Source organism: Sphingomonas rustica (assembly GCF_039652585.1).
In the GTDB taxonomy this organism is placed as follows: domain Bacteria; phylum Pseudomonadota; class Alphaproteobacteria; order Sphingomonadales; family Sphingomonadaceae; genus Sphingomonas; species Sphingomonas rustica.
The window spans coordinates 85,416-102,708 of record NZ_JBDIZK010000008.1 but is presented as its reverse complement, the minus strand read 5'-3'; the positions used below and the strand labels follow the sequence as shown (position 1 = coordinate 102,708).

Genomic DNA, 17,293 nt, shown 5'->3' with positions numbered 1-17,293 from the left:
GTCACTTCACCTTGACGCGGAAGCGCAAGGTGAAGCTCGACCCCGCGACCTGGGTACCGCTCAGCCGGACGCGGATATTGGTCACGTTCGCGTCGAATTCGCCGCTGGGGACATAGGTCCAGGTGGCGCCATTGTCGTTCGAGAAGTCCAGCCGGTCGGTCGTGCTGCCCAGGCCGGAGAAGGTGTAGCTGAGCAGGCTCGCCGGCAGCAGGCCGTCGGTGAACACCACCGGTCCCGACCCCGCCAGCAGGCCGAGATCGCCCACCCGCAGCACCGTATTGGCGGGGATCGCATCGCTCAGCGTCACGCCGGTGACCGGGCTCGCCACGCTGTTGGGATTGGACACCGTGATCGTATAGTCGATCAGCGCCCCCGGCACCCGTTTGGGCAACACGTTGCCCTGCGGATCGGAAACGACTGCCGACGTCTTCGAAATGTTCAGCGGGGCCATCGCCGCCGTCAGGAACAGCAGCAGCAACGGCGCAAGGTGGATCGGTTTCACCGGCGACCTCCCAGGATCGGACGAACCAGGCTGCCAAGCATGTCCTGGTCGAATTTCATGCGCACTGTCAGATAGGGGCCCTGGCGGGTCCAGCGGGCATCCTCGAAATCGCGGTCGCGATAGCCGGAGATGTTGTAGCCTGCGGTTACCCACAGATTCTTCGCGGGCGAGGCACCGGCCGAGGGGCCTGCCGACCAGGCGATCGTGCCACTGGTCAGCCCGTGCTGGACGCTGGCCTGCGCCCCGATGTCGAAGCGGGTGCCCAGGTCCTGGCGAAGCTCGACCCCGACGACATGGACGAACCCGTCGACGGTTTCGTCGGCATAGCGGCCGCGGACATATTTCGCGCCATAGTAGAGGCTCGCCTCGAACCCGTGGCCGTCGCCCTCGGCGCCGGTGCGGTAATTGACCGCGATGTTGTTGACCAGGCGGAAGGTGGCCAGCGTGCCGTTGGCGAAGGTCGGGATGCCCAGCGAATTGTTGGTGCTGGTCTGCGCACCCGCGCTGTCCTGGCGCAGCTGGAACCGCTCCAGCAGCGACCAGCGGCTGTCGACCGGGCGCAGCGCCAGCGCCAGGTCGGCGGTGATGCTGCTCGACACGGCACCGCTGCGCTCGCGCAGATGGCTGACGCGGACGCCGGAGGCCAGCGTGCTGCCCTGCCCCAGGCTGCGCAGCAGGTTCGAGGTCAGGCCCCAGCGGCGCTCCTCGCCGGCCAGGCGGATCTCGCCGCGGCCGTTCCAGCTCCAGCGATTGCCGCGATAGGTGGCACCCAGCGTCAGCGAGACGAAATCCTCTTCCAGTCCGCTGCCGCCCAGCGCGCCGCCCGACGAGACCGGGTGAAGCGGATTCACGATATCCGCCTCGGGAATATGGCCCGAAATCGTGCTGGCCGAGTCCAGCGTGGCGTCGATCGTCCAGCGCTTGCCCAGCGGCAGCGACTGGCTGAGGCCATATTGGGCATAGGTACGCGGGCCGTTCTCGCCGATGTCGCCGCGGTTGATCGTCGTCATCAGCCGGGCACCGCCCCAGGGTGCGACATCGAAGCCGATCCGGGCATTCTGCGCGGTGAATTCCTGGCCCTTGGCGATCTCGATATCGCCGACCAGCCGCAGCCAGTCCTTGAACCGCCAGGATGCGCCCAGCCGCTGGCGGGCGGGGAAGTCGACGCTGGCGTCCTCGCCGCCCAGCGGAACCTGCGCCTCGGCGTTCAGCTCGAGCCGGTTGGCGAACAGCTTCTGGGTGCCGCCCAGCGTCAGCAGCAGCGACCGGCGGTCGTCACCTGTGGTGCCGACGCCGCGATCCGATGCATAGCGCAGGCCGCCATACAGGGTCCCGGCGTCGCGGCGATATTCGGCGCGGACTTCGCCGGCAATGCGGTTCGCCGGGCCGTCCAGCTGGTCCTGATGCCATGCCGAGCCGACCAGGCTCAGCCGCTGGCCGATGCGCAGCCGCCCGTCGAAGCCGATCTTGCGCGTGCCCGCCTCGCCGCTGTTCTGCTGGCCGAAGCCATAGTCGCTGTCCTGCTGGCGGGCATAGGCCAGCACGTCGGCGGCCGGGCCATGATGCTCCGCCTCGACCAGCCAGGCCTTGCCCTGCTCGATGCCGAAGCGGCCGCCAAAGCCCATTTCGGCGCGCACCTCGGTGGTCCGCGACAGCGCGACCTTCGCATCGGCGGCGGCCAGCATCGCATCGCCGAAGCTCTCGTCGCGCAGCACGGTCGCCCCCAGCTCGGCGGGGCCGGCCTTCACCGATGCGCGGCCGCCGGCGACCAGCGTGTTGATCCCGCCGCGGGTCTCATATTCGGCGACGATGAAGATCGGGTTCAGTTCCGGATCGCGGCTCAGGATCGGCTCGCGGAAGCGCAGCGTGCCGGCCAGTGAATCGATGTCATAGTCGATGTGGCGGGTCAGCAACCGACTGTCGAGCACCAGCTCAGAGCGGAAGCGGTCGCGCACTTCGATGCGCAGCTTGTCGCTGCCCGGGATCAGGTCGCGCGCGGTCAGGCGGTACGGGCCGCTGAGGCCGTTGCCCTGGATCTCGTCGCGGCCGAACCGGCTGTCGTCGCGCGCCGCAAAGGCGGTGAAGTGCAGTGCCCGCCCGATATATTCCGCACGCACGCCGTTCAGCGTCCGGCTGAAGCGGCCCAGCCGCGTCTCGACCAGCCCGGTTTCGTAATCGCCGAACAGGGCGACGAATTCGGGGCGCTCCAGGCGGATGTACAGCTTGCGGCGGCTCGGGGCGTCCTGCCCCTGCAGCGTGCCGTCGCCATAGACGGTGTAATAGCGGTTCGGATCGATCGCGCCCAGCACGCCGCGGTCGCGCATCCGCTCTTCGTCGCGGTCGCTGTCATAGGCCAGCGTCAGCAGCCACTGGCCCTTGATCCGGCCCTTGGCATACAGCGCCAGCTGGCCGTCGGTCACGACATCGTGCCTCTTGCCCTTTTCCAGCTTCTCGGCGCCGGCCAGCGTATCGTACCCGATCGTGCCCTTGCCGAAGCCGACGACGACCCAGTCCTGCGCCGGCGCGGCCAGCCACGCCTTGATCTCGATCTTCTGCTCGCGGTCGCGCTCGGCGAGCGTCAGGGTCAGGTGGGCCATGCCCGCCTGGCGCGTCGGCTCCAGCGCGATGAAGGCCAGGCCCTCATCGCCGATGACGGCCGCGGTCGCCTGGGTCTTCTCGAGGCCGGCGAGCTGGCGGCCCTGCTCGGCCTCGACCTGCTGCGCCGCGCGATAGGGCTGATCGACGCGGAACGCGACCAGCGTGCCCTGGCGCACCGGACGACCGGCGCGATCGGTGACGCGCACCGCGATCAGCGGGCGGGTCAGGCCGTCGGCGCTCAGCCGCGACTTGTCCGCGACATAGGTCGCGCCGGTCGGCAGGCCCGAGAAATGGACCACCCGCTCCAGCGTCTGCGCCACGCTGCCATCGGCATTCAGGACGCGCGCTTCGAGCTTGTTCTCGCCCTCGACGATCGCCAGCCCGCTCCAGCGCGAGATCGCGACGCCGCGCGCCTCGTCGGCATCGCTGCCGTCGAAGGTCAGCGCGTCGACCAGCTTGCCGTTCAGCGACATCGCGACGCGCTGTCCCGGCAGGTGGCGGATGACGGCACGGACCGAGGGCGCGCGCGGGTTGTAGTCGATCTCCGGGAACAGCCAGCCGATGCCGGGCTCCGCACGGTCCAGCCAGTCGTCGCGGTTGCCCGCGGCTTCGGAAGGGGCGACCGGCGTGATCGGCAGCGCGTCCTTGGCCTCGGCGGTCAGGCCGGTCGGGCGCAGCTGGAAATCGACCCGCTGCAGGCTGCCGCCGCTGCCTTCGACAAAGCGCGAGATGCCGTTCCCGGCGCTGCGCGTGTCGCGGTCGCAGATCAGCGGCGCATGGGTCCGCGGAACGCTGGCGCGGTCGAGCTGGACGACATGAGTGCCCGGGGCCACGCCCTCGAAATGGTAATAGCCGTCCTTGTCGGTGACGACGAAGCTGCCGTCCTCGATCATCAGGCGGATTCCGGCGACGCCCTTGCGGCCGCGCTCGGGATCCATGCAGCCGCCTTCGGTGACGCGGCCGATCACGGTGAAGCTGTCGGTGAACAGCGGCGGGCGGATGCGCACCGGTGCGCTCGCCGCTCCGCTGACCTCGCCGCCCTGGCCGGGGGCAGTCGCGACCACGCGGTTGATCGCCTCTCCGGTGGGCGCTCCGGCCGGAATTTCCACCAGATAGGTGAATTCGATGCGCGCATCGACCGCCAGCGAGGGCAAGGTGAAGCGCAGCGTCTTGCCGTCGCCGCTCACGACCGGCTCGGTCGCGCCGCGGGTCGATCCGACCCGGTAATGCAGGCCGCGCGGCAGCGTGTCGGTCACCACGACCGGCTTGGCCGCGAGCGTGCCCTTGTTGCTGACGGAAACGCGGTACTGGACGAAATCGCCGATCTCGGCCTCGCGGCTCGACGCGATCTTCTCGACCACCAGCCGGGGCGAGGCATTGGGATCGACCCCGCCCGCGGCGGTGTCGATCGGAATGTCGATCGTCATCGGCTCCGGATCGACCAGGTCGAACGGCGTGCCATAGGAAGCCGCGCTGATCTGGTAGGGCAAGCCGTGCGGATTGCGCAGCCCGGTCATCTCCTCGGGCTTGCGCTTCGACGGCGCGGTGTAGCCGGCCGGCGGCGTCACGACCAGGCGATAGCGGCCCTTGGCAACCAGCGGAAAGCGGAAATCCCCGTCATCCAGGGTGTAACGCCAGCCACCGGCATCGACCACGTCCTGGCCGGTCACGACCTGGTTGGGATAGGCGCTCATGCCGTCGTCGCCGAACACCTGGGTCGCCGGCTGGCCGGTCGCCTCGTCGATCAGCGTGACGGTGGCGCCGTTGATCGGCTTGCCGGTCGCGGAATCGAACACATGGCCCAGCGGATCGATCAGCAGCGCGTTGGTCGACCCATAGCTGTCCTCGTCCTCGGCGAAGCTGAGCGTCAGCCAGCCGTCATTGTCCTGGGTGATGTCGCAGGCGACCGCCTCGAGCACATTGTCGTCCATGGTGCTGGGCGGGAAGGCGCCGGCGAACATGCCGGTGTCGGGACCGGTCTCGACCATGACGATCCGCGACGTGCGCGAACCCGAATTGGCCAGCATCTCGGTGCGCTCGATCCGGCTCGGGTCCTTGTTCTCGCCCTTTGCCTCCAGGACGATGATCAGCGGGTTGTGCAGATCGAGCGACGCCAGCGGCTCGGCCTTGGCGAGTTCGGCGGCGGTAACGGGCAGCGGGGTGAAGCGCAGCGGATCGGTTTCGCAGACCAGCTTGCTGTAGTCCGGCACGAAATCCGTCGGCAGGCGGCGAAAGCTGATGCGGGTGGGATATTTGGTGCGACCGAGCTCGACCGTGTTCGACGGGATCTGGCGGACGCCATCGGGGGTGCCGACGCTGAGCGTGGCGGTATTGGTGATGCGGGTGACTTCGGGCTGCCCCTGCGCCGCTGCGGCGACCGGCATGACCAGCGTCGCCAGCGGCGCCAGCACGGTCAGGGTCTTTTTCAGCAGGGAGCGGAGCGGGTTCATGCATCGGGATCCGGTTCCCGGCGCGCATCGCGGGGACGATGCGCGCCGGGTGGGGGACGTCAGGCTCAGTTGATCGTCACGCGGAACGCGACGTTGACGGTCGTGGACGGCAGGACGCTGCCCAGCGCGCCGCGCACGGTCTTCGTGCCGGTATCGAACGAGCCGCCGACGGGATCGCTCTCGTCCGCACCCGTCGCGTCGTCGTCTTCCGACGTGCCGAGCAGGATGCAGGTGCCGGTACCCGGCGTACCCACGACGATCGAGCCGGGGACATAGGTCGTGTTGGCGGGAACGATATCGCTCAGCGCCATGCCGGTGGCGATGCCGGGACCCGCGTTCGACACGCTGAGGCAATATTCCATGGTGGCGCCAGGGATCGCCTTCGGGTTGACGAGCAGGTTGTACGGATCGCTGATGACCCGCGACGTCTTGAGGACCGAGACGACGGCGGAGTCGATGACATAGGCGTTGAACGCCCAGTGCTTGCCGTCGCGCAGCTGGTCGAGCAGGTTCGCGTCATCGGCGAAGACGACATCGACCGTGGTCGGCGAGTCCGGCGTCAGGATCGAGGTGGCGACCAGGTCGGCGCCCAGAGAGCCGGCCGAGCCACCGGCGGCAACCGTGCCCTGCAGGCCGACGATCGCGGCCTTCACACCCGGGGTATTCGGGATGTTCGCGACGATGAACACGGTCACGCTGGCATCCGCCGCCAGTTCGTCCAGATAGGTGATCTGGGCGTCGCCCGCGTCCCACTGGCCGTTATTGTTGGTATCGCGGAAGATGCGCATGTTCGACACGTTGAAGTCGTCGGTGCCCAGCAGCGGGATCGAGACGTTCTGCTGGTCTGCGGTCAGGCGGATGTCCTGGGTCGAGTTGGTCAGGTTGGTCACGGTCCAGGTGGTCACCTGGTCGTTCGAACCGACCGCCACGCGGGTCGGGCCGCCGACGGCGACGACCGACAGGTTGACCTTCTTGTCGACCACGAACGTCGCGGTGTTCGAGGTCGCGGTTCCGTTGGTTCCACCGACGGTGAAGCTAACGGTTGCCTGGTTGTTGATGTTGGTACCGGCGGCAGTTTCCTGCTGCGCGAAAGCAGGCGTTGCGAAGATCGACAGGATCGCCGCGCCGCTCAGCAGCTTCAGCTTCGTATACATGGTGCTTTATCCCTCTGTTCTAGGAGTTTGATTTGAGATTACTTGGACGGTTACTTGATGACGGCGCGGAACGAGACGTTGGCAGTGCCTCCGGCGGGCACCGAGGCGATCCGCCAGCGGACGACGCGGACGTCGGCTGCCTTGGCGGCGCGCAGTTGACCGTTCGCGCCATGAGCGGTCAGCTGAGCGATGGGGGCGAAGCGCTTGCCGTCGGTCGACAGCTCGGGCGCGGGCGAGCCGGAAGCTGCGCCGACATAGGCGAGCTCCGCGGGTACGGGATTGGCGATCACCAGGTTCGTCGCGGCCTGCTTGCCGGAGTTGCGAACGGTGAGCTGGAAGACCACGTTGGTGCCGGGCGTCACGCGGCCGGCCGGTTCCAGGTCGGTGCGCACGGTGCCGTCGGACGCGGTCTTGCGAACCTCGGCGAGCACCCGGTTGGTGATCGTGATCGGGTCGATCGCCGCGCTCAGGGCGGCGGCAGGCAGGGCAATGGCGATCAGTGCCACGGCGGCACCGGATTTGATCAGAGCAGTCATGGTCATGGTCCTCACTTGATGGTCACTTGGAATTTGACGATGCGGGTGACGGGCCCGGCGATGTCGCCGAGTGCGATGCGGATGCCTCCGCCGTCGAAGCTGCCGGCGTCGTCGCCGTCAGCGTCGGTCAAGGCGGTACCGTCCAGCAGAAGGCTGCCCGGGACATAGTCCGTGCCGGCGGGGATGGGGTCGGCAAGCCGGGCATCCTGGACGGTACCGCTCCCGCCGAAGCGGGATTCGATGGTGTAGGTGACGATCGCGCCGCGCACCGGCGACGTGCCGCCGTCGGGCGAAGCGACGCTCTGCGACTTCACCACGTCGATCTGCGAGGGGTCGCCGCCGGCGATCGTCAGCGTGATGCTGGTGCGGGCGGCAGCGGTGGTCGCTCCGACGATCGCGTCGCAGCCATCGTCACCCTTGCCGCTGAAATCGGTGCCCGGCGTTCCCGATCCGGTCACTGCGCGGGCATCGACGATCAGTCGTCCGTTCGCGGCGGTGTTGCCCCGCACAAGGACAAGAAGCGGCAGGACGGTGCCCGGCGCGAGCCGCGGCGTGGCGCCGTTCAGTTCGATGCGCAGATCGACTGCCGGGTCGAACCGGCCATCCCCGTCGCGATCGATCGCGAATGCCTCGATGACGCCGTCGATGCCCTGAAGCTCGCCCGACAGGATGAAGGCTTCCTGCCCGTTGCCGGCATTGGTCAGCGTGAAGGGAACAGGGCTCAGCGCTCCACGCTCGATTGCCAGCTGGGAAGTCAGCGCGCCAAGATCGATATCCAGGACTTCATTGACCCGGACATTGACTGTGTTCGACGCCGTACCGCTCTGCTGACCATTGATGCTGTACGTTACGGAGGCAGTATTGGGCAGAATCTCGCCCGCCGGGGTCGCAGAGGCCAGCGCGGGAACGGTAGCAAAGCTACCCCACGCGCCGATCATTACTGCAAGACACCCCTTAAGCGAAAACATCGTCGCCACTCCCCCATTCCTGTTGATCAAGGAACTGGGAGTGGATTTATTTATTCTTCGATCGGGTGGCTAATAGGTACTTGTACCGCAGATTAATACATTTCAATCCAGAATGGATATTTAGTACCTGTAGTTTACCTTAGTCCTGTACGACGTTGTCATTACCAAGGTTATATTTATCTGTCGCTATCCTTAAGGAAGAATACCTAAGTATCTTTCTTCGGAATGACTAGAATCGTCGCAATGCGCGTGTCGGCGCATTGCCCTCGCGAATCGCTCTTTCGCGAAGGTTCAGACGGTCTTCCGGACCCGAATCGCGAGCAGCGCGAAGCTGGCCAGCCAGTGGCTGCCCATATAGCTGTCGTCGAGATGGCCCAGGCTGGCGTCGAGATGCGCCTGGGCGGTCGTCCGCGCCGCCGACGCGGCGGGATGGTCGCCCAGCGCCGCCGCCACGCTGCGCCAGCACCAGGCGCGGCTGAGGTTCAGCCCGTCGAGATGCGCGATCTTGCCGTCGTCGCGGTCGGAGACATGGGCCGGCACGAACAGGCTGGCCGGATTCCCCGACGCGGCGCGCGGCAGGAACGCGTCGAACCAGGCGGCGAAGTCCGCGCGGCCCAGCACCCGGCTCATCAGCAATGCCTCGCACAGCGCCGAGGACAGGAACTCGTCCCCGCCCGGCTCCCATGCCTGGCAGTCGCGGTCGCCGCCGAACCAGGCGCGCGCGCGCGCGTCGATCAGCGTCACCAGCGCGGGATCATGGGTCTCCGCCCAATCGCGCGCCAGCGTCAGCGCGAAGCTGGTGTTGAAATGCGTCCCCACCCGGATCGGATAGGTCAGCTTCGGCAGGAAGGCATGGAATCGCGCCGCGAATGCGCGCGCCAACGGCTCGAGCGCCGCGCCCCAGCCCGCGTCATGCCGCGCCGCCTCGCCGTGCAGCGCCAGCAGCCACGCCCAGCCATAGGGCCGCTCGAACCCCGCGCTCATCGGCCGGTCCAGAAAGGCGAGCTCGCCCGCCACCTTGTCGGGCACCAGCATCCGGTCGGCCTTCGCACGCACCTCTGCGGCCTCGGGCAGGTCGGGATAGAGGCGCGCGATCGTCAGCACCTGCCACCAGCCATGGACGCAGCTGTGCCAGTCGAAGCTGCCGTGAAAGATCGGGTGATGTTCGATCGGCAGCCGCACGTCGTGCGGGCCGTTCATCACCAGGTCCATCTTGTACGGCCATTGCTGTTCGAGATGGCCCAGCGTCAGTCGCGCGAAGCCGGCGGCGAGTTCGGGGGTGAGTTCGGTCATCGATAGGCCAGGAAATAGATGAGGAGGATGTTGACGCCCAGCAGCGGCAGCGCGGTCGCGACCTGCGCCTTGACCACCGCATTGCGGTCGCGCAGCTCGAGCAGCGCCGCGGGCACCAGGTTGAAGTTGGCCGCCATCGGCGTCATCAGCGTCCCGCAGAAACCGGCGAGCATGCCGATCGCGCCGATCACCGCGGGATCGCCGCCATAGTCGCGGATCAGCAGCGGGACGCCGATCCCCGCCGCCATCACCGGGAAGGCCGCGAAGGCATTGCCCATGATCATCGTGAACAGCGCCATGCCCAGCGCGAAGACCAGCACTGTCAGGAAGATGCTGCCGTCCGGAATCGCCGCGCGCGCCGTCTCTCCGACGATCGCGCCGACGCCGACACTGGCGAACACCGCGCCCAGCGCCGCCAGCATCTGAGGCAGCACCGCGGCCCAGCCGATCGCCTCGATCAGCCGGCTGCCCTCCTGCAATGGCGCGGCGGCGGGGGGCCGCAGCCATGCCCAGATCACCAGCACCGCCAGGATCGCGCCCAGGCACAGGAAGACATAGGTCTCGCGCTTCGCCTCGATCAGCCCCGACTGGCCGAGCGGGGTGTAGTTCCACACCACCGTGCCGATCAGCGCGGTGACCGGGATCACCAGCGCCGGCAGGAACACCCGGTTGCCCAGCCGCGCGCTGAAGCCCTCGCGCTCGGCATCGCTGGTCGTCGGCGGGGTGCCCCGGCCCAATGCACCGAAGCCGGCCAGCCCGGCCAGCCCCAGCACGATCAGCCCGTTGGCGAGATCGCCGATATGGGACCCGCCCAGCAGGCTCAGCGCCATCAGGCTCCAGAAGGCGGCATTGCCGAACCGCTTCCTGTTGCTGCGATCGATCACCGCGAAGATCGCGAAGGCGGCGAACAACAGCCCGAGCAGCGCATAGAGCGTCGCCATCGAGATCGGCGCAGCGCTCACGTGCCCCGCCTCCCCAGCGACCGGTCGAGCAGCATCAGGCGCAGGCTGTGGATCAGGAAGGCGGCGATCGCGGTCGGGATCGCCCAGATCGCAAGCTGGATCGGGGTCAGCTCGATCCGGTAGGTGGCCAGCGTCGCCTGGATCAGCACGATCGATCCGATCGCGAAGAAGATGTCCTCGCCGAAGAACAGCCCGACATTGTCGGTCGCCGCCGCGCTCGCCTTCACCCGGTCGATCGTATCGGCGTCGAGTTCGCCATGCGCCTTCTCCGCCGCGGCCAGCGCCATCGGCGCGACCAGCGGGCGGACCGTCTGCGCCGGGCCCGCGGTCGAATGCAGCCCGATCGCCGCGGTGATCTGGCGATAGAGAAGGTAGAGGACCAGCAGCCTGCCCACGGTCGCGCCGCGAAAGCCGAGGATCACCGCGCGGGCGCGCTGTTGCAGCCCATAGCGTTCGAGCATGCCGATCGCGGGCAGCACGATCCACACGATCGCCAGGATGCGATTGTCGTTGAACGCCTTGCCGAAGATCTGGGTGACTTCGACCGGGCTCTTCCCTGCGAGCAGTCCGGTGACATAGGCCGAGGCGACGACCACCAGCATCGGATTGAGCCGCAGCGCGAAGCCGGCGACGACGACCAGAATGCCGAGCAGCGGCAGATAATGGCTCATCGCCCGTACCCGCCGCCGCCGGGCGTCTGAATCACGAACATGTCGCCGGGCGCCATCTCGGCCGATGCGGTCGCGGGCAGGTCCTCGACACGGCCGTCGGCGCGCTCGATCCGGTTGATGCCGACCGCACCGTTGCCGCCGCCGCCCAGCCCGAACGGCGCGACGCGGCGATGGTTGGACAGGATGCCGGCGCGCATCGCCTCGCGGAAGCGGATGCGGCGCACCGCGCCGTCGCCGCCCCGCCAGCGCCCTTCCCCGCCGGACCCGCGCCGGATCGCGAAGGTCTCGACCAGCACCGGATAGCGCGCCTCCAGCACTTCGGGATCGGTCAGCCGGCTGTTGGTCATGTGCGTCTGCACCGCGTCGCACCCGGCAAAGCCCGGCCCCGCCCCCGCCCCGCCGGCGATCGTCTCGTAATATTGGTGGCGGTCATTGCCGAAGGTGAAGTTGTTCATCGTCCCCTGCGACCCCGCCAATGCGCCCAGCGCACCGAACAGGGCGTCGGTCACTGCCTGGCTGGTCTCGACATTGCCCGCGACCACCGCGGCGGGATAGCGCGGGTTGAGCATCGATCCCTCGGGCACGCGGATCGTCACCGCGCGCAGGAAACCGTCGTTCAGCGGCACATGGGTCTCGATCAGCGTGCGCATCACGTACAGCACCGCCGCGCGCACCACCGCCAGCGGCGCATTGAAATTGTCGGGCTGCTGCGCGCTGGTCCCGGCAAAGTCGAAGGTCAGCGCGGGCGCGCCGGCATCGACCGTCACCGCGACCTCGATCGCGGCGCCGCTGTCCATGTCGTAGCGAAAGCTGCCATCGGTCAGCGTCGGGATCAGCGCGCGCACCGCCTGCGCGGCATGATCCTGGACATGCGCCATATAGGCCTGGACGACATCGACGCCGTATTCGGCGGCGGTGGCGCGCAACCCGTCCGCGCCGCGCGCGCATGCCGCGACCTGCGCTGCCAGGTCGGCGATATTCTGGTCGATGTTGCGCGCCGGCCAGTCGCCCGCCCCCAGGAGCGCGCGGACCTCGTCCTCCAGCAGATGCCCGTGCTCGACCAGCAGGACATTGTCGAAGATGATCCCCTCTTCCTCGATGCTGCGGCTGTTCGGTGGCATCGATCCCGGGCTGATCCCGCCGATATCCGAATGATGGCCGCGCGCCGCGACGAAGAAGGCGGGGGCCGTGTCATCCTCCGCGACGAACACGGGCTGGATCACGGTGATGTCGGGCAGGTGCGTGCCGCCGTCATAGGGGGCGTTCAGCGCATAGACGTCGCCGGGCAGGATGCCGCGCCCGTCCTTGCCGCGTCGTGCCAATATGGTTCTGATGCTTTCCCCCATCGAACCGAGATGGACGGGGATGTGCGGGGCGTTGGCGATCAGGTTTCCGGCAGCATCGAACACCGCACAGGAGAAATCGAGCCGCTCGCGGATGTTCACCGACGATGCGCTGTGGCGCAGCGCAGCGCCCATTTCCTCGGCAATCGACATGAACAGGCCCGAGAATATCTCCAGCCGCACCGGGTCCAGCGCGGTGCCGAGCGCCGCGGTGGCGCGCGCGGTCGCCCGCGTCAGGATCAGGCAGCCATCGCCGTCCACGCTCGCGCGCCAGCCAGGCTCGATCACCGTCGTTGCAACCGGATCGGTGATCAGCGCCGGACCCTGGACGATCGCGCCCTGCGCCAGATGCGCCCGGTCGAACACCGGCGTCGCGTGGCGGTCGCCCGCCATGAACGTCTCGACCGTCGCGACCGGCGGATCGGTGCGCAGCGGGGCATCGGGCAGCGTCGTCGCCGCGTCGCTCTCGGCGATCGCCTCGGCCCGTAGCATGTCGACGATCAACGCGCTCGTCGCCTCATAGCCGAAGCGCTGGCGATAGGCGGCGGCGAAGGCCGTCCGCATCGCTTCCGGCGTGTCCAGCACCACGGGGATCGCGCTGTCGCTCCCCTGGGTGCGCAGATGCGCGGTCGTCTCGACCCGGTTCGCCTCGGGCAGCGCCGCCCGCGCCTCGGCCGCCAGCGCATCGGCGACCGCGCCCAGCCCGGCATCGTCCAACGGCAGCTCGACCGTCCGCTCGCGCACCTCGCGCCGTGCGGCGATGCCGATGCCATAGGCGGACAGGACCCCGGCCAGCGGGTGGATCATCACCGTCTCGATGCCCAGCGCATCGGCGACCGGGCAGGCATGCTGCCCGCCCGCCCCGCCGAAGCTGGCCAGCGCGAAGCGGGTGACGTCGTGCCCGCGCGCGATTGAGATCGACTTGATCGCATTGGCCATGTTGGCGACCGCGATCGCGATAAGCCCCTCGGCACAGGCGAGCGGTTCAAGCCCCGCCGCCGCCGCGACCTCGCCCAGTCGCGCCAGCGCCGCGTCGCGGTCCAGCCGCTGGTCGCCGCTCGCGCCGAACACGCCGGGGAAAAACTCCGGCTGCACCTTGCCCAGCGCGACGTTGCAATCGGTCACTGTCAGCGGCCCGCCACGGCGATAGGCGGCGGGGCCAGGCAGCGCGCCGGCCGATTCCGGCCCGACCTTCAGCCGCCCGCCCTCGAAACTGCACACTGATCCGCCGCCCGCCGCCACCGTATGGATGCGCAGCATCGGCGCGCGGATGCGGGCGCCCGCGACGATCGTCTCGTTGTCGCGCTCATACTGACCGGCGAACAGCGACACGTCGGTCGATGTGCCGCCCATGTCGAAGCCGATGACCCGGTCGAACCCGGCGCGCTTCGCCGTCTCGGCCATGCCGACGATGCCGCCGGCCGGGCCCGACAGGACCGCATCCTTGCCGCGAAAGCCGCGCCCCGGCGCCAGCCCGCCATTGGACTGCATGAACAAGGGCGAGGCGCCGTCCAGCGCATTCTCCAGCCGCTCGACATAGCGGCGCAGCACCGGCGACAGATAGGCGTCGACGACGCTGGTATCGCCGCGCCCGACCAGCTTGATCAGCGCGCCGACCTGATGGCTGGCGGACACCTGGGTAAAGCCGATCTCGCGCGCCAGACCGGCGAGCGCCGCCTCGTGCGCGCTGTGCCGGTAACCATGCATCAGCAGGATCGCGATGGCGCGAAGCCCGCGGTCATGGGCCGCCTGGAACGCGGTGCGCGCGGCCTCCAGGTCGAGTGGGCGCAGCACCTCGCCCTCATGGGTCACGCGCTCGTCGATCTCGACCGTCTCGGCATGGAGCGACGCGGGGCGGACGATCTGGCGGGCGAAGATGTCGGGCCGGTCCTGCGTCCCGATCACCAGCGCATCGGCAAAGCCGCGCGTGATCGCCAGCAGCACCGGCTCGCCCTTGCGCTCGAGCAGCGCGTTGGTGGCGATGGTGGTGCCGATGCGGATCTCGGCCGGGGGCAGCGGCCCCTCGGCGACGCCGGTCAGCTGCCGGATCGCGGCGACGGCGGCGTCGTCATAGCGTTCCGGATCCTCGGACAGCAATTTGGCGGTGACCATGTCCCCCGCCGGTGTCCGCGCAACGACGTCGGTAAAGGTGCCGCCGCGATCGACCCAGAAATGCCATGGCTCCATGCGCGAAGGGTTTCGGGGGGCGACGTGCCCGCGTCAAGCGCTGGCGGGCGCAATCAGGCCGCGGCGCGCAACTCGGGCGCCGGGCGGCGATGCGCCGCGATACAGCTGACCACGCCCGCAACCACCAGCGCGAAGGCGCCTGCCTCCGCGAGGCGGGGCAACCGCCCTTCCCAGGCAAAGCCGTAGATCAGCGCGAACAGCGTCTCGAACAGGATCATCTGCCCGACCAGAGTCAGCGGCAGCAGCCGGCTCATCCGGTTCCACAGCGCATTGCCCAGGATCGACGCGAACAGCGCGACGCCGACCGACACGCCGCCCAGCAACGCCCAGGCCGATGCGGCATGCGTCCCCGTGCCGATCGCCAGCGCCACCGGCACCAGCACCAGGCTCTGCGCGCCCGTGACGATCCCGGTCAGCAGGTTCCACTCGTCGGCCGAGACCTGATCGAGCCGGCCCAGCCAGCGCGCGTTGCCCACCGCGAAGGCTGTCCACGACGCCAGCGCCCCGACCGCGCAGGCAAGGCCGGTCAGTTGCGCCCCGACCGATCCCGACACCGGCATCGCGATCGCCTGCCACCCGATACAGACTGCCCCGCCGACGCACAGCAGCAACGACGGCGCCAGGCGCGCCAGCGGCACCGCGTCGCGGTCGCGGCTGCCGATGATGGTTACCGCCACGGGCAGGAAGCCGATCACCAGCGAGGTCATCGCGATCCCCCCGATCTGAACCGCGCTGGCGAGCAGGATGAAGTATGCGGTGTTTCCGGCCAGCGCGAGCCAGCCCAGCGCGATCCACTCGCGCCGCCCGATCGCCCCGCGAAGCCCCCGCCACCGCGGCGCGATCAGCCCGGCCGAGATCAGCCCATAGGCCAGATACCGTCCGATGGTGAGCTGCAAGGGACTGAAGTCGCGCGCCAGTTCGGGCGCCAGGAACACCAGCCCCCACAGCGCGCCGGCCCCCATGCCGCACAGGATGCCGAGCCCGATCGATCGGCTGGAGGCGTGGGGCTGAGTCATCGTGCGGTGCCGTGCCAGCCGGAGCCCCGCTTGTCATCGGGCGATCGACCCGCCGTCAGCAAAACTCCCGCACAACCTCGATCGCGCCGACGATCGCGTCGTTGAACGCCTCCAGTTCCTCCGCCGGAATCCAGTATTCGCGGTGGGCGCGGCCGCCCGCGTCCTGGATGTCATAGGCGCTGAGGAAGTCGCGGCGCACCTCGAAGCGGGTGACGAACCCCGCGCCGCTGTCGCGGACATTCCAGTCGCGCGCGATCTTCACCGCATAGTCCTCGGTCGTGACCGGGTAGAAAATCGGCTGGTCGGGCAGGCGCGGCGGGAAGCGCCGCATCCCGCTGTCGCGGATCAGCGCCAGTTCGGCCGGCCCCACCGGCCGCCACAGGATCGCCGTCTCGGTCATCTCCGCTGGCTATCCGCTTCGCACCCGCCGCTCAATGCGCGACCGAGGACGAGAACAGGTTCATCACCACCACGCCGCCGACGATCATCGCCATGCCGATCATCGCCGCCAGGTCGAGCTTCTGCCCCTGGAACAGCCAGGCGATCGTCGCGATCAGCACCACGCCGACCCCCGACCAGATCGCATAGGCAATGCCGGTCGGCACGGTGCGCAGGGTGAGCGAGAGGAAATAGAAGGCGACGAGATAGCCCAGCGCCATCCCCAGCGTGGGCAGCGGGCGGGTGAAGCCGTGCGACAGCTTGAGCAGCGAGGTCGCGACGACTTCGGCGACGATCGCGATGGCGAGGTAGAGATAGGGCACGGCGACGCGGCTCCGGTTGCAGGACGACCTTCGAGTAGAGACAGCGCCGCAAAACAAAAAGGGGCAGCCGAAGCTGCCCCTTTGTGACCCTCGATTTCCTGCTGGGAGGAAATGGCGCGCCCGGAACGATTCGAACTGATGCGTCACGTCACGACTTACGATCCTCCATAGCACGAGGCCAATCCTTCTCGGCGCAGTCACCGCAAGCCATAATCCGACGCTCGTCAGGCTGCGTGCGATTCCACAATTTCAACCTTTGGATCGAAGACCATGTCCTGGGATCTGCGCGTCACCGGCCTCGTCGCCTACCGGGATTTCGTTCTGCGCCGCAAATACGATAGATAGTCAATTATCGAAAGAAACCGACCCTCTCTCTCGTCGCGTGGCATACGTACGGGAACGGCAGGGCGCCTACCTTGGTCGGAACAAAGAGCCGCGGAGGAGTCAGCGCAGTGCATCATAGACTGGACGTTTCCGTGGTGACGTTATTATTTATCAGCGCGGTATCCGGGCTGATCCTTAACGTGCGGCCAATATCGGCAATGGCAATTCCCCTTTGGTTAGGTCTGGGAATAACCATCCTGCTTTTTGCAGGCGTTTTCGGAGTCGATTTTAGGGTTAAACATTCCGGCATCCTGGGATGGTGTGGAATAGCTCTTTTATTGATCGTCGGAATTCTGAGTGCATCTCCTTTGGAAGATGATGTTCACAGATGGGCGCGAGAAGGCGTCGCCACGCCCGTTATTGCCAGCAGGATGGCTATATATGGCAAGATAATCGCGATCATCACGATATCGGTTTCATGGACCTTGCTTTTTCGCAGGCTGATTGCCGAACGCAAGTGAGCGGTCA

Annotated in this window: 13 protein-coding genes; 1 reads left to right on the top strand and 12 read right to left on the bottom strand. The window is 68.0% G+C overall.

All coding sequences use genetic code 11. The features are described 5' to 3' along the window. Position 1 precedes the first annotated feature (1 nt). The 12 genes from TPR58_RS14215 to TPR58_RS14160 form a co-directional block, all read right to left on the bottom strand. The gene (locus TPR58_RS14215) at positions 2–502 is read right to left on the bottom strand and encodes a hypothetical protein (RefSeq protein WP_346247355.1); all 501 of its coding nucleotides are present in this window, start codon (positions 500–502) and stop codon (positions 2–4) included. Further along, a complete protein-coding gene (locus TPR58_RS14210; RefSeq protein ID WP_346247354.1) occupies positions 499–5,550 on the bottom strand; it encodes a hypothetical protein in 5,052 nt (1,683 codons plus the stop codon). The genes TPR58_RS14215 and TPR58_RS14210 overlap by 4 nt, the downstream gene beginning before the upstream one ends. Positions 5,551–5,615: 65 nt before the next feature. Beyond that, a complete protein-coding gene (locus TPR58_RS14205; protein WP_346247353.1) occupies positions 5,616–6,704 on the bottom strand; it encodes a hypothetical protein in 1,089 nt (362 codons plus the stop codon). A 50-nt stretch (positions 6,705–6,754) separates the two neighbouring features. Continuing rightward, positions 6,755–7,240 (bottom strand): hypothetical protein, encoded by a 486-nt coding sequence (locus TPR58_RS14200; protein WP_346247352.1) that lies wholly within the window; start codon positions 7,238–7,240, stop codon positions 6,755–6,757. Positions 7,241–7,251: 11 nt separating this feature from the next. Further along, positions 7,252–8,178, bottom strand: coding sequence for a hypothetical protein (locus TPR58_RS14195; RefSeq protein ID WP_346247351.1), 927 nt, complete (start codon positions 8,176–8,178; stop codon positions 7,252–7,254). Between the two features lie 321 nt (positions 8,179–8,499). Continuing rightward, positions 8,500–9,501 carry a DUF2891 domain-containing protein gene (locus TPR58_RS14190; RefSeq protein WP_346247350.1) on the bottom strand — a complete coding sequence of 334 codons (1,002 nt, stop codon included), beginning with the start codon at positions 9,499–9,501 and terminating at the stop codon, positions 8,500–8,502. Further along, positions 9,498–10,442 carry a DUF979 domain-containing protein gene (locus tag TPR58_RS14185; RefSeq protein WP_346247480.1) on the bottom strand — a complete coding sequence of 315 codons (945 nt, stop codon included), beginning with the start codon at positions 10,440–10,442 and terminating at the stop codon, positions 9,498–9,500. The genes TPR58_RS14190 and TPR58_RS14185 overlap by 4 nt, the downstream gene beginning before the upstream one ends. Before the next feature lie 17 nt (positions 10,443–10,459). After that, on the bottom strand, positions 10,460–11,134 hold the full coding sequence (locus TPR58_RS14180) for a DUF969 domain-containing protein (RefSeq protein WP_346247349.1): 675 nt from the start codon (positions 11,132–11,134) through the stop codon (positions 10,460–10,462). Continuing rightward, positions 11,131–14,664 (bottom strand): hydantoinase B/oxoprolinase family protein, encoded by a 3,534-nt coding sequence (locus TPR58_RS14175; protein ID WP_346247348.1) that lies wholly within the window; start codon positions 14,662–14,664, stop codon positions 11,131–11,133. The genes TPR58_RS14180 and TPR58_RS14175 overlap by 4 nt, the downstream gene beginning before the upstream one ends. Positions 14,665–14,717: 53 nt before the next feature. Next, complete coding sequence (locus TPR58_RS14170; protein WP_346247347.1) at positions 14,718–15,680, bottom strand: DMT family transporter; 963 nt, start codon at positions 15,678–15,680, stop codon at positions 14,718–14,720. Between the two features lie 55 nt (positions 15,681–15,735). After that, entirely contained in the window at positions 15,736–16,080 is a 345-nt protein-coding gene (locus TPR58_RS14165; protein ID WP_346247346.1) for a hypothetical protein, read from the bottom strand. Between the two features lie 31 nt (positions 16,081–16,111). Then, positions 16,112–16,441 carry a DMT family transporter gene (locus TPR58_RS14160; RefSeq protein WP_346247345.1) on the bottom strand — a complete coding sequence of 110 codons (330 nt, stop codon included), beginning with the start codon at positions 16,439–16,441 and terminating at the stop codon, positions 16,112–16,114. Between the two features lie 452 nt (positions 16,442–16,893). On the opposite strand from TPR58_RS14160, the gene TPR58_RS14155 reads away from it, so the two are divergent. Further along, entirely contained in the window at positions 16,894–17,286 is a 393-nt protein-coding gene (locus TPR58_RS14155; protein WP_346247344.1) for a hypothetical protein, read from the top strand. Positions 17,287–17,293: the final 7 nt, after the last annotated feature.

Bases quoted from the DNA above. Each gene is read 5' to 3' on its own strand.
- TPR58_RS14175 (WP_346247348.1), bottom strand. From the start codon at position 14,664: ATGGAGCCATGGCATTTCTGGGTCGATCGCGGCGGCACCTTTACCGAC.
- TPR58_RS14180 (WP_346247349.1), bottom strand. From the start codon at position 11,134: ATGAGCCATTATCTGCCGCTGCTCGGCATTCTGGTCGTCGTCGCCGGC.
- TPR58_RS14190 (WP_346247350.1), bottom strand. From the start codon at position 9,501: ATGACCGAACTCACCCCCGAACTCGCCGCCGGCTTCGCGCGACTGACG.
- TPR58_RS14205 (WP_346247353.1), bottom strand. From the start codon at position 6,704: ATGTATACGAAGCTGAAGCTGCTGAGCGGCGCGGCGATCCTGTCGATC.
- TPR58_RS14210 (WP_346247354.1), bottom strand. From the start codon at position 5,550: ATGAACCCGCTCCGCTCCCTGCTGAAAAAGACCCTGACCGTGCTGGCG.
- TPR58_RS14185 (WP_346247480.1), bottom strand. From the start codon at position 10,442: ATGGCGACGCTCTATGCGCTGCTCGGGCTGTTGTTCGCCGCCTTCGCG.
- TPR58_RS14200 (WP_346247352.1), bottom strand. From the start codon at position 7,240: ATGACTGCTCTGATCAAATCCGGTGCCGCCGTGGCACTGATCGCCATT.
- TPR58_RS14195 (WP_346247351.1), bottom strand. From the start codon at position 8,178: ATGATCGGCGCGTGGGGTAGCTTTGCTACCGTTCCCGCGCTGGCCTCT.
- TPR58_RS14165 (WP_346247346.1), bottom strand. From the start codon at position 16,080: ATGACCGAGACGGCGATCCTGTGGCGGCCGGTGGGGCCGGCCGAACTG.
- TPR58_RS14170 (WP_346247347.1), bottom strand. From the start codon at position 15,680: ATGACTCAGCCCCACGCCTCCAGCCGATCGATCGGGCTCGGCATCCTG.